This is a genomic window from Synechococcus sp. 65AY6A5 (assembly GCF_002760415.1).
In the GTDB taxonomy this organism is placed as follows: Bacteria; Cyanobacteriota; Cyanobacteriia; order Thermostichales; family Thermostichaceae; genus Thermostichus.
In genome coordinates, this window is sequence record NZ_AXUW01000001.1 from 445,250 (window position 1) to 464,727 (window position 19,478).

17 protein-coding genes and 1 pseudogene are annotated in these 19,478 nt (G+C 61.4%); 11 read left to right on the plus strand and 7 right to left on the minus strand.

Annotation, left to right across the window (positions count from 1 at the left end; all coding sequences use genetic code 11):
- Window positions 1-144: 144 nt before the first annotated feature.
- The 6 genes from SYN65AY6A5_RS02040 to SYN65AY6A5_RS02065 form a co-directional block, all read right to left on the minus strand.
- Entirely contained in the window at window positions 145-1,203 is a 1,059-nt protein-coding gene (locus SYN65AY6A5_RS02040) for a hypothetical protein (protein ID WP_011430730.1), read from the minus strand.
- A 45-nt stretch (window positions 1,204-1,248) separates the two neighbouring features.
- Entirely contained in the window at window positions 1,249-1,980 is a 732-nt protein-coding gene (locus SYN65AY6A5_RS02045) for an alpha/beta hydrolase-fold protein (protein ID WP_099813060.1), read from the minus strand.
- A gap of 129 nt (window positions 1,981-2,109) precedes the next feature.
- A complete protein-coding gene (locus SYN65AY6A5_RS02050; RefSeq protein ID WP_011430728.1) occupies window positions 2,110-2,757 on the minus strand; it encodes an LON peptidase substrate-binding domain-containing protein in 648 nt (215 codons plus the stop codon).
- Window positions 2,758-2,823: 66 nt separating this feature from the next.
- Complete coding sequence (gene ruvC, locus SYN65AY6A5_RS02055; protein ID WP_099813061.1) at window positions 2,824-3,405, minus strand: crossover junction endodeoxyribonuclease RuvC; 582 nt, start codon at window positions 3,403-3,405, stop codon at window positions 2,824-2,826.
- Window positions 3,359-3,931, minus strand: coding sequence for a CDP-diacylglycerol--glycerol-3-phosphate 3-phosphatidyltransferase (gene pgsA, locus SYN65AY6A5_RS02060; protein ID WP_099813062.1), 573 nt, complete (start codon window positions 3,929-3,931; stop codon window positions 3,359-3,361). The genes ruvC and pgsA overlap by 47 nt, the downstream gene beginning before the upstream one ends.
- Before the next feature lie 23 nt (window positions 3,932-3,954).
- Window positions 3,955-4,887 carry a nucleoside hydrolase gene (locus SYN65AY6A5_RS02065; RefSeq protein WP_099813063.1) on the minus strand — a complete coding sequence of 311 codons (933 nt, stop codon included), beginning with the start codon at window positions 4,885-4,887 and terminating at the stop codon, window positions 3,955-3,957.
- A gap of 158 nt (window positions 4,888-5,045) precedes the next feature.
- Between SYN65AY6A5_RS02065 and SYN65AY6A5_RS02070 the strand changes: the two genes are divergently transcribed.
- The 6 genes from SYN65AY6A5_RS02070 to SYN65AY6A5_RS02095 all read left to right on the plus strand — a co-directional run bounded on the left by SYN65AY6A5_RS02070 (window position 5,046) and on the right by SYN65AY6A5_RS02095 (window position 11,493).
- Window positions 5,046-6,047: a circadian clock protein KaiA gene (locus SYN65AY6A5_RS02070; RefSeq protein ID WP_240527350.1), complete on the plus strand. Its 1,002-nt coding sequence runs from the start codon at window positions 5,046-5,048 to the stop codon at window positions 6,045-6,047.
- Window positions 6,048-6,050: 3 nt separating this feature from the next.
- Window positions 6,051-6,353, plus strand: a complete 303-nt coding sequence (gene kaiB / locus SYN65AY6A5_RS02075) for a circadian clock protein KaiB (RefSeq protein WP_011430723.1) — start codon at window positions 6,051-6,053, stop codon at window positions 6,351-6,353.
- Between the two features lie 25 nt (window positions 6,354-6,378).
- A complete protein-coding gene (gene kaiC / locus SYN65AY6A5_RS02080) occupies window positions 6,379-7,983 on the plus strand; it encodes a circadian clock protein KaiC (RefSeq protein WP_240530965.1) in 1,605 nt (534 codons plus the stop codon).
- Between the two features lie 83 nt (window positions 7,984-8,066).
- Window positions 8,067-9,089 carry a thiamine-phosphate kinase gene (gene thiL, locus SYN65AY6A5_RS02085; protein WP_011430721.1) on the plus strand — a complete coding sequence of 341 codons (1,023 nt, stop codon included), beginning with the start codon at window positions 8,067-8,069 and terminating at the stop codon, window positions 9,087-9,089.
- Window positions 9,090-9,285: 196 nt separating this feature from the next.
- Window positions 9,286-9,879, plus strand: coding sequence for a hypothetical protein (locus tag SYN65AY6A5_RS02090; protein WP_011430720.1), 594 nt, complete (start codon window positions 9,286-9,288; stop codon window positions 9,877-9,879).
- A gap of 84 nt (window positions 9,880-9,963) precedes the next feature.
- Window positions 9,964-11,493, plus strand: a complete 1,530-nt coding sequence (locus SYN65AY6A5_RS02095; RefSeq protein WP_011430719.1) for a peptidase S10 — start codon at window positions 9,964-9,966, stop codon at window positions 11,491-11,493.
- A 23-nt stretch (window positions 11,494-11,516) separates the two neighbouring features.
- Here SYN65AY6A5_RS02095 and cysS read toward each other — a convergent pair whose 3' ends face one another.
- Complete coding sequence (gene cysS, locus SYN65AY6A5_RS02100) at window positions 11,517-13,037, minus strand: cysteine--tRNA ligase (protein WP_011430718.1); 1,521 nt, start codon at window positions 13,035-13,037, stop codon at window positions 11,517-11,519.
- Window positions 13,038-13,385: 348 nt separating this feature from the next.
- On the opposite strand from cysS, the gene SYN65AY6A5_RS02105 reads away from it, so the two are divergent.
- The 5 genes and pseudogenes from SYN65AY6A5_RS02105 to SYN65AY6A5_RS02125 form a co-directional block, all read left to right on the plus strand.
- Window positions 13,386-15,029 carry a LysM peptidoglycan-binding domain-containing M23 family metallopeptidase gene (locus SYN65AY6A5_RS02105; RefSeq protein ID WP_228375256.1) on the plus strand — a complete coding sequence of 548 codons (1,644 nt, stop codon included), beginning with the start codon at window positions 13,386-13,388 and terminating at the stop codon, window positions 15,027-15,029.
- A 93-nt stretch (window positions 15,030-15,122) separates the two neighbouring features.
- Window positions 15,123-16,463 (plus strand): FIST N-terminal domain-containing protein, encoded by a 1,341-nt coding sequence (locus SYN65AY6A5_RS02110; protein ID WP_011430716.1) that lies wholly within the window; start codon window positions 15,123-15,125, stop codon window positions 16,461-16,463.
- Window positions 16,464-16,613: 150 nt separating this feature from the next.
- On the plus strand, window positions 16,614-18,392 hold the full coding sequence (locus SYN65AY6A5_RS02115; protein WP_011430715.1) for an ABC transporter ATP-binding protein: 1,779 nt from the start codon (window positions 16,614-16,616) through the stop codon (window positions 18,390-18,392).
- Window positions 18,393-18,539: 147 nt separating this feature from the next.
- A complete protein-coding gene (locus SYN65AY6A5_RS02120) occupies window positions 18,540-19,295 on the plus strand; it encodes a response regulator transcription factor (protein WP_011430714.1) in 756 nt (251 codons plus the stop codon).
- Window positions 19,296-19,386: 91 nt separating this feature from the next.
- A pseudogene (locus tag SYN65AY6A5_RS02125) lies at window positions 19,387-19,478 on the plus strand (IS607 family transposase); the annotation flags it as partial.

A 19,478-nucleotide genomic window follows, 5' to 3' on the forward strand; every position in this document is an offset into this window, starting at 1 on the left:
GCGGCTGGGAGGGGATCCCCCCTCTAAGCTCAACCTAGGATGGAATCCCTGCGCCTCAAGGGTCCCATAGACGAAAGCCAGGCAACTGCTCTTTGCCCAGCCCAAAGCTTTCCCAGCGCTAGACCGTGCTTTTGTTAAGTTATTTTATTCGGGATCCCTGGGCTCGTAGTAGCGGTTGGCCAGCTCGAGAGCCATCTGAAACTTCTGCTCACGGGTGAGGTCGGCTCGCCGGGCGATCTGGGCAAAGCGGTTGACGTCTGGGGGCAAGAAGTCGAAAGGACGCTGTTCCCGCACAATATCCACGACCAAATCGCAAAGGGCCTGCTGGTAATCGTTGTAAAAAATTTCTCCCAAAGCCTTGAGGCGGCCATCGGGCACCGGATTGTTAAAGTCAATGGCCTGTAGCTCCCCTTGTTCGTCGATAAACAGCTCCACCGAGTTCATTTCATAGCCCAACGCCCGATTGATGATCCGGCAGGTGTCGATAACTTTTTTGCCCATCTCCGGCGTGAGAAACTCTGGATCGAACAGATATTCGCTGGCATCGAACTTGCGAAAGATGTATTTAATTGGGATGATCTTTCGGCCAATACAGAGAGCGCGAATCTGCCAGGGATAAGGACTTTTAACCTTCTCCTGGAGCATCATCACCTGGGATCCGGAGCGGTCGTAAAAGTAGAGAAGCTGCTCCATGTTGTAGGCGATTTCGACTCCGATGGCCTCCCGTCCCTCTGCCGGCTTGATCACGATTGGCCAGCCGAGATCTTCTGCCATCCCCTGCCAATCGAAGAACTTGTGATACTTAAAATCTTCGGCTTTCAAAGCTGGGGCCTCCTTGGGGGGCAGAATGTAAGTCTTGGGGATGGAGATCCCCAGCTCTTTGACCACCATGTAGGCGGCATCTTTGTTGCGCAGGTAGTAGTAAAAGCTGAAGGGGTTGTTGATGATGTACACCCCCCTGAAGGCAAAGCCCATGAACAGGCCGATGGCCTGGGGGTAAAGGTAGCTGAAGCGGTCTAGGATGAGGCGGTACTTGGTGCGGTAATCCAGGTTCACCTCGTGAATGGTGACATGTTCCGCCCGGATCTTGTAGGCTTGGCCGTTGCGGGCTTGAATGGGGGGAAGGGCGTTGAGACGGGCCAGGGTGTCGTCCCCAAAAGGCTCGCTGAAGTGCAGGCTGCCAACCCAGTAGTCTTCGATCATCCAGGCTCTCTCATCAAAAGCTCTCTGACTCCTCTGCAAGGGATCCTAGGCGAAGGCGCGGATTTGCGCTTGCCAGGTGGGCCAGTCGTGATCCCCTTCCCATACCTCCAGGTGATGGGGGATGTCGTTGCGGCGGAGGACTTCTGCCAGGCGCAGATTGTCGTTGAGGCAGTGGTCGCGGTGGGCGGTGAGCAGTTTTAGCTCGGTGTTGCGCCCGCCCAGCTGATCCCAGAGTTGTCGGCTCATGTTGGACAGGTAGGCCAAGGGGTTGATGAAATACAGCTCCTGTTCCGCCTGTTGGGGATCCCAGCCGGTGACGGAGCCGAGGGCCGCCACATCGTAGGGCCCCCCCAGCGCCAGACAACGGCGCACCAGGCCAGGGTGCCGGCAGGTGAGGTTGACGGCGTGGGTGGCCCCCAGAGAGAAGCCTGCCACCACCAGAAAGTCATTTTGCGCTTCTGCTTTGGCGTAGGGGATCAGCTCTTCTACCCAGTGTTGCTCCAACAACAGCCAGCGATCCCGCCGCTGGGGCACGTCCAGCTCGCAGTTGAACAAGGTCTCCCAATCGAGGGTTTCCACGCAAAAGGCCTGCAAATAGCCCTGCTCCAAGTGATGGCCGAGGCTGGCGATAATGCCGCGATCTTCCAGATCGAAAAAACGCCCATTGCTGGTGGGCAGGCAGATGAGCGGGTAGCCGCGATGCCCAAAGTGGAGCATCTCCATTTCTCGGCCCAGAACCCGGGAGGCAAAGCGCAGATAACGGCGAGGGTAGGACATCGGATCCCTGGACAATCACTGAACCTCAGCCGGCTTTTGCAGCCGCCGTTGAGACGGGTGGCAACGCGAGCGCCAGAACGGCTGACAACTCCCCCGTGGCCTGCGTCTTTCAAGCGATCCCAAGAAATTTTAGGAGATTTCGGAGAACAAATCCTTGAGGGCAGTGCGGGCGGCCAAGTGCTTGCGGGTGGACTCGAGGATCTCGGCTTCCCGCCGCAGGCGATTTTCGGTGCTGACCATTTCCAGCAGCGCTTGCTGCTCCCGGGGAGCCCCGTGAAAGTGGCTGGCAACCCAGTAGGATAACTCTATCGGGGTAGTGGGCAGTCGCTCCGGCAGCTCCGTCTCCCGCTCCATTAGCTTGCCGGAGAGGCGCACCACATCCTGAAGTAGGGTGGAAACCTGCTGCACCAAGCCCTGCAAATCCGCAGTGGTCGGCTCATCCTCAATCCACTCCACCAGCCCCACCCGGAAGGGCTTTTCCCGCACGTAGTTCAACACCCGGAAGCGCTGCTGCCCCAAGGTCAAAATGTCCATGCGGTCATCCGGCAACCGCTGTACCTGCAACACCTCGGCACAACAGCCCACCCGCACCGGGGATCCCGTCTGGGGATCGAACATCAGCACCCCGAAACGGCGATCCGTCTCCAGGATGGTGTTGATCATCATGCGATAGCGGTACTCGAAAATGTGCAGCGGCAGGGGGCGGCCCGGAAACAACACCACCTCTGGCAGGGGAAACAGGGGTAGCTCACGTACGTCCACAGAAGAGGAAGGCATAAGGCTTTGCTTTTTGCGCTACTGAGTCTAGTTTAGCGATCTCGACGGAGCCACACCGACCGATTCCTAAGCAAAGCGGTGGTGCCAAAGGGTGATGGCGATGGCCAGGGCATCGGCAGCATCGTCGGGGCGGGGCAGGCTGGGCAGATTGAGCTCGCGGGCCACGGCGGCTTGCACGGCCTGTTTGTCAGCGCGCCCGTAGCCCGTCAGGCTTTGCTTCACCTGGGCAGGGGTGAACTCCACCGGCACCAGATGATACTGGGCCAGGACGAGTAGGATCACCCCCCGCGCCTGGGCGATGGGGATGGTGTTGCCCATTTTGTAGAAGAAGAGCTTTTCCAACCCCACCTGATGGGGCTGAAACTGGCGCAGCAGCTCCTTTAGATCCTCGTAGAGGGTTTGCAGCCGTTCCGGGATTGATTGCTCCCCAGGGGTGCTGATGACTCCGTAGTCCAGGGGGCGAAGTCCGCCGGCACCTGCCAGGATGCAGCCAAAACCCACCGTCCCCAACCCCGGGTCGAGGCCGAGGATACGCTGCTCAGGGGTGGGGTCTGAGGACTCCGTCCCGCTGACGCGAGAGGACTCCGTCCCGCTGACGCGATCAGGCAGGGGGTCTCTCCTTGCCGGCAGAGGCGTCCGGCGTGGCATGGTCGGTGTACAAATAGGTCAACCCCGAGATCAGAGTGAGGGCCACCGCCACCCAAAAACAGGGGATCCCGATAGGCCAGTTCAGGATCAGCAGGGCGATGGCCAGGATTTGGGCGACCGTCTTGGCTTTGCCCCAGAGATTGGCGCCGCGGATTTGGCTTTGGTTGGCCCGCCAGCCGGCGATGGCCAGCTCTCGCCCCACCAACAAAAACACTCCCCAAGCGGGGATCCGCCCCAGCTCCAGCAGGCTCAGCAGCGGGGCCAGCACCAGCAGCTTGTCCACCAGGGGATCCAGAACCTTGCCCACATCGGTCACCAGCCCATAGCGGCGGGCCAAGTGGCCGTCCAGCCAATCAGTTGCCGCCGCCAGCAAAAACGCCCAGAAAGCCAGCCCTTGCCCCAGCGGGGATCCCAGGCCCAGCCCCAGCAGAATCAAAGGGATCCCTCCAAGGCGCAGCAAGGTGATGGCGGTGGGCAGGTTGAGCCACGCCGGCTTGGGAACTAGGACTGGGCTGGTAGGGTTCACCTCGACCTCCTTGACGACCTCGACTACCGATAGCGGCCTAAGCGCTCGGTGAGCAGGCGGTAAAACTCCTCGGCATCCACCCCAAAAGCTACCTGCACATTGGCGGGGCGGCCACTCAGCCCCCAGCGATCCACCACCGTCCGGCCCAGATTAAGGGGGCTAGCCGTCTCCACCTCCACGTAGCAGGGCTTGAGCTCGAACAACTGCGGCTGCAGCAGGTAGGCGACTACACAGGGATCGTGCAGCGGCCCCCCCGGCAGGCCGTAGCGCCGGATGTCGAACTTGCCGTAGAAGGCGAGCATGTCGGCCACCGTCTGGCCTACCCGCGTGCCGAGGGCGCGGATCCGCTCGATCCGCTCCGGCGTACTGAGGACTTGCTGGGTAACGTTCAGGCCCAGCATCACCACCTCGGGGATCCCGGCGCTGAGCACGATCTGAGCAGCATGGGGATCGGTGAAGATGTTGAACTCGGCGGCCGGGGTGGTGTTTCCCTCAAGGGCAGATCCCCCCATGAACACCAGACGTCGGATGCGCTCCACGATGCGGGGCTGCTGCACCAGGGCTACTGCCAAGTTGGTCATCGGGCCCAGCAGCGCCAGGGTAACCGGCTCCTGCGCCGCCATCAAGGTCTCGATCAGGTACTGCACGGCGTGCAGGGATCCCAGCGGCATCTGGGGCTCCGGCAAGTTGGCCCCGTCGATCCCGCTTTTGCCGTGCACCTCTTCGGCAGTCTGCAGCGGGCGCAACAGCGGGCGGGGACAGCCGGCATAGACTGCCATCTGCGGGCAGCCGGCCAGCTCGCAGATCTGCCGGGCGTTGCGGCTGGTTTTTTCCACAGAGACATTGCCGGCCACCGTGGTAATGCCCAGCACCTCTAGCTCCGGCGAAGCCATCGCCAGGAGCAGGGCCACCGCGTCGTCTTGGCCGGGGTCGCAATCGATGATCAGGGGCACCATAGGGCTCCCAGAGGCCTTTCACCCCTAGTGTAGGCGGCAATGGCACGCTCTCTTTGAGTCTCCCTTGGCTGACTCTGAAGGCCAAGGCAGATTCCGGTCAGGTTTAAGAAGATTTAAGATTTAAGATCGAAGGCGGTTCTTATCGTTTTCTATCCTTATTGAAGCCCGACACCCACCCACTGCACATCAGCCTTTTGCTCGACTGGGAGCCGCCTGCTGGAGAGCCGCTGGCGGCAGAGGCTTTGTTGTCGCCAGAACGCTTTGTGGCTGAGGTCTTCCAGGATCCGGAAGCCTTTCTGGAGGCTCTGCGAGGGGAGGAAAACCATCCGGACTGCCTGGTGCTGCTGGTGGAAGCGACGCGGCTGGACAAGCTGGAGGCGTTGGGCTGTCAGCTTTGCAAGCAGGGACTGTTGCTGCCGACAGTGGTGGCCATTGTGTCGGAAGAGCTCAAACCGGAAGGCGGCGCCAGCCGCTCCGGCGAAGCGTCCTCCCCCCCTGTTCCTCCGGGGGCGAGAGCTCTGCTCAAGCGGGAGCGGTTTTTCTACCACAACGCCACTCTGGTTCGCCTCGTCTCGCCGTCAGAGCTGTTGCCGCCAAAGGGATCCCAGGCCACTCCTTCTGCTTCTCCCTTGGAGCTGCTGATCAACCGAGCCATTGCCCTGTTTCTCCAGATTTCCCCCACCTGCAGCCTGCCTGCAGCAAACCCTCACCCCAAGGATCAGCCCTACCTGCTCTACACGCACCAGCAGCAGCGGCGGCTGGCGGAAAAGCTGCGGGAACGCCTTGGCTACGCCGGCGTGTACTACCATCGGGATCCGGAGCTGTTCTACCGCCACCTGCCCCCCGACGAGCAGCAGGCCCTCATGCGGCGGCTGCGTAACCTCTACCAGGCTATTGTCCTGGAGTATTTTCAATCTCCTGAGACCGTCAATGCCCGCATCGACGAGCTGGTGGCCCTTGCCTTTTTTGCCGACATCGGCGCCGCCCAACTGTTGGAGCTGCACATGAACCTAATGGAGGATTTTGCCAAACAACTAAAACTGGAGGGTCGCAGCGAAGAGATCCTGCTGGATTACCGCCTCACTCTCATCGACGTGATGGCCCACCTGAGCGAAATGTACCGCCGCTCCATTCCCAAATCTGCCCCAAGGGATCCCTAGGTTATGTCCACTCGCAAAGCCTATGTCCTCAAGCTCTACGTGGCGGGCAATACCCCCAATTCTCTGCGCGCCCTCAGCACCTTGCAAGACATTCTGGAAAAAGAGTTCCGCGGCGTGTACAGCCTGAAAGTCATCGACGTCTTGAAAAATCCGCAACTGGCAGAGGAAGATAAGATCCTGGCAACACCGACCCTGGCCAAAATCCTGCCGCCGCCGGTGCGGAAGATTATCGGCGATCTGTCCAACCGAGAGAAGGTGCTCATCGGCCTAGATCTGCTCTACGAAGAATTGGACGAAGAGGCTTAGGACAGGTTTTAGGGGAGAGAGGGGCATGAACCAACCATTGGAACCTTCTGAGTCAGAAAAGCTGCAAGGTAACGCCGCGGAGGGGATCCCATCGACCTACTTCCTGGGCGGGCCCGAGCCGCGGGGGATCCCGAAAAAACAGACGGGTATCGAGGGTTTTGAAGACATCAGCCACGGCGGGCTGCCCCTGGGCCGCACCACCTTGGTCAGCGGTACCTCCGGCACCGGCAAAACTCTGTTTGCCCTGCAGTTTCTCTACAACGGCATTGTCAAGTACCAGGAGCCAGGGATCTTTGTTACTTTTGAGGAGACCCCTGCCGACATCATTCGCAACGCCGCCAGCTTCGGCTGGGATCTGCAGGCCCTCATCGACAAGGGGCAGCTCTTTATTCTGGATGCTTCGCCGGATCCGGAGGGCTACGAGGTAAGCGGCAATTTCGATTTGTCGGCCCTCATCGAGCGCATCCAATATGCCATTCGCAAATACAAAGCCAAGCGGGTGGCCATCGACTCGGTAACGGCCATCTTTCAGCAGTATGAGCCGGCGGGCGTGGTGCGGCGGGAGCTGTTTCGCCTGACAGCCCGCCTCAAGCAGGCCAACGTCACCACGGTCATGACCACCGAGCGCACTGAGGAGTACGGCCCCATCGCCCGCTATGGGGTGGAGGAGTTCGTCTCCGACAACGTGGTGATCCTGCGCAACATCCTGGAGGGGGAGAAGCGGCGGCGTACCATCGAGATCCTGAAGCTGCGGGGCACCACCCACATGAAGGGGGAATATCCCTTCACCATCACCAACGAGGGGATCAACATCTTCCCGCTGGGAGCGATGCAACTGACGCAGCGCTCTTCCAACGTGCGCGTCTCTTCCGGCATCGAGAAGCTGGACGAGATGTGCGGCGGTGGCTTTTTCAAAGACTCGATTATCTTGGCTACCGGCGCCACCGGCACAGGCAAGACCTCGCTGGTGAGCAAGTTCCTCGAGCGAGGCTGCCTAAATGGGGAGCGCTGCATTCTCTTTGCCTACGAAGAGTCGCGGGCCCAGCTTGCCCGCAATGCCTCTTCCTGGGGCATCGACTTTGAGGAGTTTGAGCGGCAAGGCCTCCTTAAGATCATCTGCGCCTACCCCGAGTCCGCCGGCCTGGAAGACCACCTGCAGAAGATCAAAACCGAGATGATGGCCTTCAAGCCCTCCCGCATGGCCATCGACTCGCTGCCGGCGCTGGCGCGGGGTGTGAGCCAAAATGCTTTTCGACAGTTTGTTATCGGCGTAACCGGCCTGGCCAAGCAGGAGGAGATCACCGGCTTTTTCACCAACACCACCGATCAATTCATGGGATCCCATTCCATTACCGAGTCGCACATCTCCACCATCACCGACACAATCATTCTGCTGCAGTATGTGGAGATTCGCGGCGAGATGGCACGGGCGCTCAACGTCTTTAAAATGCGGGGATCCTGGCATGACAAGGGCATCCGCGAGTACCTCATCTCGGATTCGGGGATTCAAATTCGCGATTCCTTCCGCGGCTACGAGCGGATTATCAGCGGATCCCCGACCCGCATCAATGTGGATGAGAAGAACGAGCTCTCTCGAATTGTGCAAAATGTCCAATCTTTGGACGAGTAGGGGCTTGGGCTTGACCGGCGCCAACTGCCCCTAACATTTTGCAACCATAGGTTTTTGGCTGCGTGCATCCGCCAGGGGCTCCTTTGTTCAGCGATCTTCCCGACTTTTTCCCTCAACCCAAGAGCAGCTCTTCTCCCACGCCCATCTCGGCCATCGGCGAGGCGGGGCTGTTGCAGATCGTGCAGCGCTACTGTCCTGCCCAGGTGGTGGGAGACGACGGGGCGGTGTTGCCCGCTCCTGAGGGGCAGTTGGTGGTGAGCACCGATGTCTTGGTGGAGGGGGTTCACTTTAGCGACGTGACAACCCCGGCCCACGCGGTGGGCTGGCGGGCGGTGGCGGCCAATCTCTCGGATCTGGCAGCGATGGGATCCCGTCCGCGGGCGTTGGTGGTGGGCTTGGGCCTGCCGGGATCCACGCCGGTGGCTTGGGTAGAGGAGCTCTACGAAGGGATGCGGGCCTGCTGTGCCCGTTGGGGAGCAGAATTGGTGGGGGGGGATCTGTGTCGGTCGCCGCAGCGGTTTGTGGCGATCACGGCCCTGGGATCGGTGCAGCCGGGGCGGGCGATTGAGCGCAGACGGGCTCAGCCGGGCGATTGGCTGGTGGTCACAGGGCCCCACGGCGACGCGCGGGCCGGCCTGGAGCTGCTGCTCCATCCCGAACAGGGATCCTCAGCCACGGCAGCACAGCGGCAGCAGTTGATCAGAGCCCACCAATACCCGCGCCCGCGCTTGGATGTTCTGTCCCTTTTGGAAGCGCTCCCCGGTCCTCTGCGCCTGGCCGGCATGGACACCAGCGATGGCTTGGCGGACGCCCTGGTGCAGGTGTGCCAGAGCAGTGGGGTAGCGGCGCGGATCGCGGCGGAGCGGATCCCGATTTCGGTGGCTTTGCGCCAGGCGTTCCCGGCCCAAGCTTTGGAGTGGGCGCTTTATGGGGGCGAAGACTTTGAGCTGCTTCTCAGTGCCGAGGTGTCGGTGGCCAAGCATCTGTTGGAAAAGTTGCCAGGAGCCGCCTGGATTGGGGAAGTAACCGGCTGGGATCCGCAGGGGACGGTGCGGTTGCAGGACGGGCAAATCCTCAGCCGCCAGCAGGCCTTCCAGCACTTTTGAGCCTGTCTGAAAAACTCACTGGCCACCTAGGCCGCTCAAAACTGCCCAAAGTTGAAAACCAAGCTACTCGAGTCGGAAAGGAAACCGGAACTGGGATTGGGTAACCTGGAAGTGTAGAGAAAACCGCAAAAGGACAAACCTCGGCCCGAAAAGGCCGCGGGCACGTGCAGAACTTCGGAGAATTGGAGACTTCTGGATGAAAGCTATCTTAGCAGCAGCCGCGATCGGTTTGGCAGGGATCCCTCTGCTGGCCCCCTTGCCAGGAGAGGCCCAGCCGCTTTTCCAATTGGGTGCCTACCGCCTTGAGCAGGGGACGATTATTCCCGTCGGCAGCCTCAGCAGCGAAGGGCCGCAATACTTTTACCCCGACACCATCTACCCGCTGGAGGTGGCCGTCACGCAAAACATTTTCGACAACCAGGGGCGTTTGGTGATCCCGGCGGGCAGCCGCGTTTTTGGGCAAATGGAACCGGCACCGGGCGGATCCCGCTTTGTTGCCACCTCCATCGTCCTCGGCGGTCGCACCTATAGCCTGCAGGCCTCTTCCGGCATCCTCCACGACGAGAAGGATCCCCGCCAGTATTCGGCTGAGGCCATCGCCCAGGATGCAGCCATCGGGGCAGTCGCAGGCACCCTTTTGGGAGCCATCAGCGGCGGCGTCTCGGCGGGCAATGTTCTAGGCGGGGCAGTGGCTGGCGTGGTGGTGGGCAATGTAACCGCTCCCCAGGTGGTGGTGCTGCGCCCCGGCCAGTCGTTTAATCTGACTTTGGAAGCGCCGCTCACCCTGTAATCCCCGGCTTCTGTTCCAAGGCAGGGGTGGAGATCCGGCAACTTGTGATTCACTGGATCAGCAAGTTGTGGATCCCGTGTCTCTATGCCTGCAGAATCCAAGTCCACTCCTGTCCTGCACACCACGGAGCACACGTTCAACGCCGGGGGAAAGTCCTTCCCCTACAGGGCGGTGGCCGGCTGGCAGACCCTCTTCCGGCGGGAAAAGCCGGTAGCCGAGATCTTCCACGTCGCCTATCTGAGGCAGGAGGTTGACTCCCGACAGCGGCCTCTCACCTTCGTCTTCAACGGCGGGCCGGGGGCGGCCTCTGCCTATTTGCACATGGGATCCCTGGGGCCGAGACGCCTCCGCTTTGGGCCCAACGGCAGCTTGCCGCCCTCGCCAGTGCAACTGGTGGATAACGGCGAAAGTTGGCTGCTGTTTTCTGATTTGGTCTTTGTCGATCCGGTGGGGACGGGGTTCAGCCGCGCCCTGCCCAAGGAGTCTCAAGACGCCAAAAGTTCTCAGGAAAAATCCGATCCGGCGGCCAAGCCCACCCAGGCGGAGGAAAAGGAAGACGAGCCCCCCAAGGAGGCTCCCTTTTGGGACGTGGAGCGGGATTTGCAATCCTTGGGCGAGTTTATCCAGGGCTTCCTCTCGCGCTACAAGCGCTGGCTCTCTCCCATTTTCATTGCCGGCGAGAGCTACGGGGGCTTTCGGGTGGCGCGGCTGGCCAAGGAGCTGCAAGCCAAGTTTGGCGTGGGCCTGTCGGGGGCTATTCTCATCTCGCCGGCCATCGAGTTCGGGCTGCTGGAGACCACCGATTACAACCTCAGCACCTGGGCAATGCTTTTCCCCTCCTATGTCGCCACAGCAGCCTATCATGGGCGGTGTGGCTGGGGGGAGGATTTGCAGATCCTGCTGCCCAAAGCAGAAGGCTTTGCCCGCCAGCGGCTGTTGCCCCTCTTGGCCATGGGAGAGGCGATGCCAGAAGCGGAGCGGCAGGCCATCTACGCGGAGATGGCGGCAGGGATCGGACTCTCGCCGGAGTATGTGGCCCACAAGGGGGGGCGGATCGACCCGGCCAGCTTTGCCCGCGAGCTGTTGCGCTCCCAGCGGCTGGTGCTGGGGCTCTACGACGCCTCTGTAACCACCGTGGATCCCTTTCCGGATCGGCCTACCTTCGAGGGATCCGATCCCACCTTAGATGGGGTAGATCGCCTGTTTACTGCCGCCATCAACAGCCACCTGCGGGAGACCCTGCAGGTGGACACGGAGCTGACCTATCACCTCCTGAACCTAGAGGTGTTCAAGTCCTGGCGCTTCGCCCCCAAGGGGGAGCTCAAGCAAGGGTTCATCGGCGCCATGGACGAGCTGCGCAGCAGCATGGCCCTCAACCCCCACATGCGGGTGAGCATTCACCACGGCTTCTACGACCTGGTCACCCCTTACTTTGCCTCCAACCACCTGGTGGATTTGATGAAGCTGGATCCCCGCCTCAAGGCCAACCTCACCCTGCGCCACTACCGCGGCGGCCACATGTTCTACACCTGGGATCCCTCGCGGGCCGAGTGGTTTGCCGAAATGGCTGAGTTTTACCGAAAGGCCGTTTCCAGCTCGGGGATCCCTGCGTGATGGGCAATCCCAACCCCGCCTGCCTACTGCCGCAGCCAACGGGTGGTGCCGTCTTTTTGGTCGATAAGGGTGATCCCCAGAGCCTTTAACTGCTCCCGAATGCGATCGGCTTCGGCAAAGTTTTTCGCCTTGCGGGCCGCCGTGCGTTGGGCCACCAGCTCTTCAATCCGCGCGTCTTCAAGGGGTGGAAGCTTGGCCAGTTCCCCGTTGGCGGCAGCTTTCTCGGATCCCTGGGCAGGCTGGGGCCAGCAGAAGCCCAGCGTGGCCAAGATCTCCAGCAGGGCGGCGCCCTTCTGCCTCAGCAAGTGCGGCTGCAGGTGGGTGTGGCCCTGGTGGGTCAAGAGGTTGTGCTCGCGGATCAGTTCCTTGGCCAGCTCAAAGGCAAGAGCCAGCGCCCCAGGGGTGCCGAAGTCGTCGTCCATGGCCGTCTGGAAAGCCCTCATCGCCTCGGAATCGGGGGATCCCCCTTGGCCAAACTGCTGGGCGCAGTGGATCCCTTTTTGGAGAGTCTCCCAGCCGTGGCTGGCCGCCTCCATTGCTGCTTCAGTGAGGTCAATCGGGCTGCGGTAATGGGTCTGCAGCAGGAACAGCCGCAGGGCCATGGGGTGATAGAGGGCAAGGGCCTGTCGTAGGGTGGTGAAGTTGCCCAAAGATTTGGACATCTTCTGGCCGTTGACGTTGACAAAGCCGTTGTGCAGCCAGTACTTGGCCAGCGGCTTGCCGGTAATTGGCTCGGATTGGGCCAGCTCGTTCTCGTGGTGGGGAAAAATGAGGTCTGCCCCACCAGCGTGAATGTCGATGTGATCCCCCAGAGTCTCTCGCACCATGGCCGAACACTCGATGTGCCAGCCCGGTCGCCCCCAACCCCAAGGGGACTCAAACCCCGGCTCGGAAGGGGGGGCCGCCTTCCAAAGGGCAAAGTCAAAGGGATCCCGTTTGCCAGCGCCCTCTTCTCCCACCCGGCCGCTGGCCCCTGCCTCCAGCTCCTCCAGCTTGCGACCGGAGAGCTGGCCGTAATCCGGGAACTTACGGACGGCATAGTAGACATCGTAAGCAGGAGTCTCCCCCTGAGGGGCGAGGGGATCCCGTACCCGGTAGGCAAAGCCCTTGAGCTCCAGCGATTGGATCAGCTCGAACATGGCCCGCAGCGATCGGGTTGCCCTGGGGTAGAGATCGGCCCGCTTGATGTTGAGGCGATCCATATCTTGGAAATACTCGGCGATGAAGCGTTCCGCCACCGCCTGCATCGACTCGCCCCGCTCTAAGGCCCGCTTGAGGATCTTGTCGTCCACGTCGGTAAAGTTCTGCACATACTTCACCCGGTAGCCGCGGCACTCCAGGTAACGACGCACCATATCCCACACCACATAGGTGCGCGCGTGGCCGAGATGGCAGAGGTCGTAAACCGTGACGCCGCAGACGTACATCCGCACCAGCGGCTTCTCCCCGCCCGCCGCCTCGTCGGCAGAAATGGACTCAGAGCCACCGAAGGGTTGAAACACTTCCTTACGGCGAGTCAAGGTGTTGTAGACAACCAAAGTCATGGAGAATCCTGGTTTGTAGTTTCAGCTACAGCAAAGCGGGCTTTATCTTCCAGATCGGCACGGTGGCACACTCTGTTCTACATCGGATAAGGCTCGACAAAATCTCAACAGGCCGAAGGCTGAAATCATTGTGGGACAAGCATTTTAGCTGAAGTTACCTGCAAAGACTTGTCTAGATTTATTAACTACGGTACTCTAACCTGAGTGCGAACCAACGTATTCATTATCGAACTGCGCTTGGGCTTCACCGGCCTCGGTGGAGCTTGCAGCAAGGGGCCGCTGGCCTCAATTTTGACATCTTCTCTTTCACTCTAGTGTCAGCCTGTTGGTGTGAGGATGCCCCAAAGATTGACGTTCTCAGATGCCCAGGGGAGGGAGCTGGACATCCATAGCGCTGCCGTGAGCACCCTTTCTCCGCCCAAGGATCCGGCAGGGATCCCGACCGCTCAGGAGCGGGCTGCCGAGGGGGGAGAGCCGGCACTTCTGTCTGCCCCGTCAAGACTCCGGTGGGCTGGCTTAGCCCTTTCTCTCAGCTTAACGGGCCTGGTGTGGCTCCTGAAGCTGGAGGCCGATCCCCACGCCGATGCCCTGGAAGAGTCGGGGCCGGCCCCCTCCGATGAGCCAGCCGAGCTAGAAAATCCAGATCCCTCGACCTTGGCTCCGGCGCGACGGGGCTACCCGAGGTGGGCCACCGGCCTCTTGCTCATGCTGGGCTTGGCGGGGGTGGCCACGCTGCATCAACGCCAGCTTTCTCGTCACCCTTGGGGATCCCGGCTAGCGGAGCCGATTCCGCCCTCGGTGCACACGCTGTCCGGCGCCCTGCAGCAGAACTACGAGCAAAAAAAAGCCCAACTGCGGCAAGCCTTCGAGGCGGGCCAGATCCCGACTGGGGAAGGGCCCCGAGGCATTCTCGAGCATGAGGTGCAGCCGGGGGAAACCCTCTGGCATCTGACCCAGATGTACCAGCTCGATGCCGCCGCCATCACTGTCTCCAACGGCATTCAAGCCAGTACGCCGCTGCGGCCAGGGCAGAAGCTGCTGATCCCCAGCCAGCCGGGATTGATCTACAGCGTCAAGCCGGGAGATACACTGGAAGACATTGCCAACCGCTACCGGGTTCCGCAGCAGCGGATCATCGAGGCAACTCCCCTGGATCGGCCTGAGTATCTGCGCATTGGCCAACGACTGCTCATCCCCGGCGATGTGGGCGAGCTGATCCGGCGCGAGAACGAGATGCTCGCCCGCCGCGAGGCAGAAGAACGCCGCCGCCAGGAAGAGGAAGCCCAGGAACAAGCTCGATTACAGGCCGAGCAGCAACGCCAGGCCCAGCAGATGCAGCAAGAACGACAGGCCCTCTTGGCCGGTGGCTCGCTGGTCCACACGGTGGGAGCTGGCGACACCATCGAGCGGATTGCCGCTCGCTATGGGGTGACGCAGCGGTCGATCATCCAGGCTAACCACTTGCGCAATCCCCACTGGCTACGCATTGGCCAACGCCTGACAATTCCGGCGCCTGGCACGCAGCCCGCCCCGCCGGCCCCCGGGCGACGAGCCCGGAGCCAATCCCAAGCTCGGCCAGCGCCGGCAGCTCCTCCTCCAGCTCTTCCTCCGGCCCGCAGCAGTGGCTTCATCTGGCCGGTTGCGGGGCAAATCACCTCCGGCTTTGGCTACCGTCGCGGTCGCTTCCATGCCGGGGTCGATATTCCCGGCCCGGTGGGATCCCCCATTGTAGCCGTTCAGGAGGGGGAGGTCATTTTTGCCGGCAATGCCGGGGATGGCTACGGCAATCGCGTCGATATTCGCCATCCCAACGGGATCGTTACCCGCTACGCCCACGGTCACCGGATCTATGTGTCCAAGGGCCAGTATGTGCAGCAGGGCCAGGTAATCATGAGCCGGGGCAATACGGGCCGCAGCACAGGGCCACACTTGCACTTTGAAGTCCGCCCCGGCGGGGGCGCGCCTGTGGATCCGCGGCCCTATCTGCCCTAAACACGTTTCAAACAAGAGGCTGCGCAGAACAGCCAGTCCCGGGCATAAATTGCTAGCCTAAAAAAGCAAACTCCAGACCGTAGGAACACGCCGATGCAGTGGGTGAACGCGCTCTCCCAGCTCCCTTCTCTGGAAGCGGCTCTGCGGCAGGTGGTGGAGGAAGCTAAGGCTAAGCTCCAGGTAGCCCAACTGAAGAGCGCCCTGACGCGACAGGTGCAGGCGGTGGGATCCGGCAGCCTGCCGGGGCTGCTCACCGGGTACGTCCCCTCTCAGCCGCTGCGGCCCAACTTGGGGATCCTGTTTGTGTCGGCGGCCTTTGCCAGCGAGTACATTCGCGTGCTGCCCCTGTTGTCGGAGCTGTTGGAGGTGGACGTTTTGATCGGCTGCTCCGGCGGCGGGATCGTGGGTGGGGGGCATGAAATTGAGGAGGGGCCGGCCCTGTCGCTGTCTTTGGCGGTGCTGCCGGATGTGGCCTTGCACCCTTTTTATTTGCGGGGAAACCAATTGCCCGACTTGGATGCACCTCCTTCGGCCTGGATAGACTTGGTTGGAGTTTTGCCGCAGAGCAAGCCCCATTTTCTGCTCTTGGCGGATGGATTTTCCTCTCGAATCTCTGAGCTGTTGCAAGGGCTGGATTTTGCCTATCCGGGGGCGGTCAAGGTGGGGGGATTGGCCAGTGGCGGCCGCGGCCCTCGCGGCAATGCTCTGTTTTTGCTGGATGCGCGTACCCCCACACCCCGGCGGGAGCTGTATCGGGAAGGCACGGTGGGGCTGGCCCTCTCCGGCAACGTGGTGCTAGATGCGGTGGTGGCTCAGGGATGTCGCCCGATTGGGGATCCCTTGCGCGTCACCGAAGCGGAGGGGAATGTGATCCTCAGCTTGGAGGGGCGTCCTCCTTTGGCGGTCTTACAGGATTTGGCCGAACGGCTCAGCCCATCGGATCAACGCTTGGCCCGCCAAGCTCTCTTCATCGGCCTGCTGATGGACGAGTTCAAATCCGAGCCGACGTCGGGAGATTTTCTCATTCGCGTGATCCTGGGCATCGATCCACGGGTGGGGGCGATCGCCATCGGGGATCGGGTGCGCCCCGGCCAGACGGTGCAGTTTCATCTGCGCGATGCCCAGACTTCGGCAGAAGATCTGCGGTGGGCCCTCAGCCGCTATTGTGCCGAGCGCAACCTACAGCAAAGCTACCCCGCAGAACGCTCCTCTCAACCCAAGCCGGATCCCTGTGGGGCGCTGATGTTCTCCTGCCTGGGACGAGGCAAGGGGCTGTACGGTACCCCCAACTTTGACTCGCAACGGTTTCGGGAATTGCTGGGAGAGCTACCCCTGGGGGGCTTTTTTTGCAACGGCGAGATCGGCCCGGTGGGGGGATCCACCTTTTTGCACGGCTACACCTCCTGCTTTGGGATCTTCCGGCCCGCCCGCTAAGGTTTTGGCAATCCTGAGCTGAGTTTGTAGCTGAGACCCAGACTCCCTCAGCGACGCTGCCGAAGTCCTGGAGCTGCCCCAGCGGGGAAAGAAGGGAAGCTGGAGCGGTGGTCTATAATCCTGCCAATCCCTCGATCGCCGCCCTCAGCCATGGCCGATGTCGCTCCGGTTGTCACTTCTGCCCTTCTGACTGTTCAGGGGTTGCGGGTTTTCTTGCCCAGCCGCACTGCCGGCAGCCAGGCAGAATGCTTGGGATCCCCGGTGGTGGATGGGCTGTCCTTTCAACTGGGGGCCGGACAAGTCCTGGGCTTAGTGGGGGAATCCGGATCCGGCAAGACCATAACCGCCCTGACGCTGATGGACTTGCTGCCCAGCTCCGCTCGGGTGGAAGGCACCATTCTCTTTCAGGGCCCCCAGGGAACAGTGGACTGGCTGCGGCTGGATCCCCGGCAACGGCGGCGCTACCGCGGCTCCCAGATCGCCATGATCTTCCAAGAGCCGAGCACCGCCCTCAACCCCCTCTACACCTGTGGCCAGCAGTTGCGGGAAACCCTGAGGGCCCACACCTCCCTCCCCCCAGCGGAGCTCCGCGCCCAAGCCATCCGCCTGTTTGAGGAAGTGCAGCTTTCTCCCCAGATGCTGGAGCGCTATCCCCATCAGCTCTCCGGCGGCCAGATCCAGCGGGCGGCCATCGCCTGTGCCATCGCCTCTAACCCCAAGCTGTTGATTGCTGATGAGCCGACTACCGCCTTGGATGTAACGGTGCAAGCCGAGATCTTGCGCCTGCTCCGGGATCTGCAGCAGCAGCGACAGATGGCGATCCTCTTCATCACCCACGACCTCAATTTGGTGGCGGAATTGGCGGATCAGGTGGTGGTGATGTGCCGGGGCCAAGCCGTGGAACAAGGATCGGTGAAACAGATCTTTTGGGATCCCCAGCACCCCTACACCCGCGGCCTGCTGGCCTGTCGCCCACCGTTGGAGCGGCGGTTGCGGCGGCTGCCCACCGTCCAGGATTTCCAGGAAAAGGGGGGATCCCTCGAGGAGCGGTGGCAGCAACTGGAGATCCCAGCCGCCGAAGAGGAAGAACGGCTGCGCCAGATATGCAGCCAGCCCCCTCTGTTGCAGGTGCGGGAGTTGCGCACCCACTATGCCGTCCGTCGCGGGCCATTGGGCCGCCAGGTGGGCGAGATCCGAGCTGTGGACGGGATCAGCTTCGACCTGTATCCAGGCGAAACCCTGGGGGTGGTGGGCGAGTCCGGCTGCGGCAAAACCACCCTGGGGCGAACCCTGTTGCGTCTAATCCGCGCCAGTTCCGGCCAGGTAATCTACGACGGAGAAGACTGGCTCCGCCTGCCGCCTCGGCGCCTGCGCCGCTTGCGCCGCGAGATCCAGCTTATCTTTCAGGATCCGGCAGCCTCTTTGGATCCGCGCATGAGTGTGGGAGCCAGCGTCATGGAGCCGATGGTGCTGCACGGGATGGGGAGAAACGCCGCCGAGCGGCGAGCACGAGCCCAACGCCTGTTTGAACGAGTCGGGTTGGATCCCGAGGCGCTGGATCGTCTGCCCCACCAGTTTTCCGGCGGGCAGCGGCAGCGGATTTGCATTGCCCGCGCCCTGGCTTCGGAGCCGCGCCTGCTCGTCTGCGACGAGGCAGTGTCTTCCCTGGATGTCTCCGTACAGGCCCAGGTGCTGAACTTGCTCAAGGATCTGCAGGAGGAGCTGGGACTGACCTATCTGTTCATCTCCCACGACCTGAGCGTGGTCAAGTTCATGAGCGACCGCATTCTGGTCATGAACCGAGGCCGCATCGAAGAAATTGGCCCTGCCGCTCAGATCTACCGGAACCCGCAGCAGGACTATACCCGCCGCCTCATCGCCGCCATTCCCAAAGGGGATCCGAAAAAGCGTGCCCGCCAAGCCGGATGAAGGGTCTCCCCTGGAGCCGCGCCCACCCGCCTCCCGGCCAGATTTGCAATGAGGCTAGAATTAAGTAAACTTTGAGTCGTAAAGCTTTGGACTCTTGTTAGCTGATTTAACAAAACGTTTTATCCGCAGTTTGGGCTGCAACCGGCTATGGCTCGCATACTCATCATTGAGGACGACCCTTCAATTCTGGATATTCTGCGTATCAATCTGGAGTTGGCGGGCTATGAGGTCGTGAAGGCCACCGATGGGGTACGCGGACAAGCACTGGCTCTGCAGGTTCTTCCGGATCTCATCATTCTCGACCTGATGCTGCCCCAGGTGGACGGCCTGACGGTTTGCCAGCGCTTGCGGCGGGAGGAGCGCACCAGCGAGATCCCGATCCTGATGCTCACCGCCCTCGGCCAAACCCAAGACAAGATTGAAGGCTTCAACGCTGGCGCCGACGACTACCTGACCAAACCCTTTGAGGTGCAGGAGCTGCTGGTGCGGGTGCGGGCCCTGCTGCGACGTGCCGATCGCATTCCCCAGACGGCCAAACACGGCGAGATCCTCACCTATGGCCCCCTCACCCTGGTGCCAGAGCGCTTCGAGGCGGTGTGGTTTGGCAAAACCATTAAGCTCACCCACCTGGAGTTTGACCTGCTCCACTGCCTGATGCAGCGGCACGGCCAGACAGTCTCCCCCAGCGAAATCCTGCAGGAAGTGTGGGGCTACGAGCCCGACGACGACATCGAGACCATTCGCGTCCACATCCGCCATCTGCGCACCAAGCTGGAGCCGGATCCGCGCCACCCCCAGTACATCAAAACTGTCTACGGGGCGGGCTACTGTCTGGAGCTGCCCAACATTGCCGATCCCCAGCCGCTGCAGCCGGAACTGGCAAAAGACTCCTCTTCCCCGTAAAAACCACCTGCCGTAGGAGCATGACTCTAGTCAATGATATGCTGGACTATACTGAAAATAATGTACAGTATGTTCAGTATGGCTGCTTGGTATGGCTAGGTATGTAAAACCGAGAGAAGCGGCGGATTATTTTGGGGTGTGTCTCCACACCTTGAGGCGATGGGAACAGAAAGGCTGGATCAA

Coding starts and splice junctions, on each gene's coding strand:
- SYN65AY6A5_RS02040 (WP_011430730.1), bottom strand. CDS start 1,203: ATGATCGAAGACTACTGGGTTGGCAGCCTGCACTTCAGCGAGCCTTTT.
- SYN65AY6A5_RS02045 (WP_099813060.1), bottom strand. CDS start 1,980: ATGTCCTACCCTCGCCGTTATCTGCGCTTTGCCTCCCGGGTTCTGGGC.
- SYN65AY6A5_RS02050 (WP_011430728.1), bottom strand. CDS start 2,757: ATGCCTTCCTCTTCTGTGGACGTACGTGAGCTACCCCTGTTTCCCCTG.
- ruvC (WP_099813061.1), bottom strand. CDS start 3,405: ATGCCACGCCGGACGCCTCTGCCGGCAAGGAGAGACCCCCTGCCTGAT.
- SYN65AY6A5_RS02065 (WP_099813063.1), bottom strand. CDS start 4,887: ATGGTGCCCCTGATCATCGATTGCGACCCCGGCCAAGACGACGCGGTG.
- kaiB (WP_011430723.1), top strand. CDS start 6,051: ATGTCCACTCGCAAAGCCTATGTCCTCAAGCTCTACGTGGCGGGCAAT.
- kaiC (WP_240530965.1), top strand. CDS start 6,379: ATGAACCAACCATTGGAACCTTCTGAGTCAGAAAAGCTGCAAGGTAAC.
- SYN65AY6A5_RS02090 (WP_011430720.1), top strand. CDS start 9,286: ATGAAAGCTATCTTAGCAGCAGCCGCGATCGGTTTGGCAGGGATCCCT.
- SYN65AY6A5_RS02095 (WP_011430719.1), top strand. CDS start 9,964: ATGCCTGCAGAATCCAAGTCCACTCCTGTCCTGCACACCACGGAGCAC.
- cysS (WP_011430718.1), bottom strand. CDS start 13,037: ATGACTTTGGTTGTCTACAACACCTTGACTCGCCGTAAGGAAGTGTTT.
- SYN65AY6A5_RS02110 (WP_011430716.1), top strand. CDS start 15,123: ATGCAGTGGGTGAACGCGCTCTCCCAGCTCCCTTCTCTGGAAGCGGCT.
- SYN65AY6A5_RS02115 (WP_011430715.1), top strand. CDS start 16,614: ATGGCCGATGTCGCTCCGGTTGTCACTTCTGCCCTTCTGACTGTTCAG.
- SYN65AY6A5_RS02120 (WP_011430714.1), top strand. CDS start 18,540: ATGGCTCGCATACTCATCATTGAGGACGACCCTTCAATTCTGGATATT.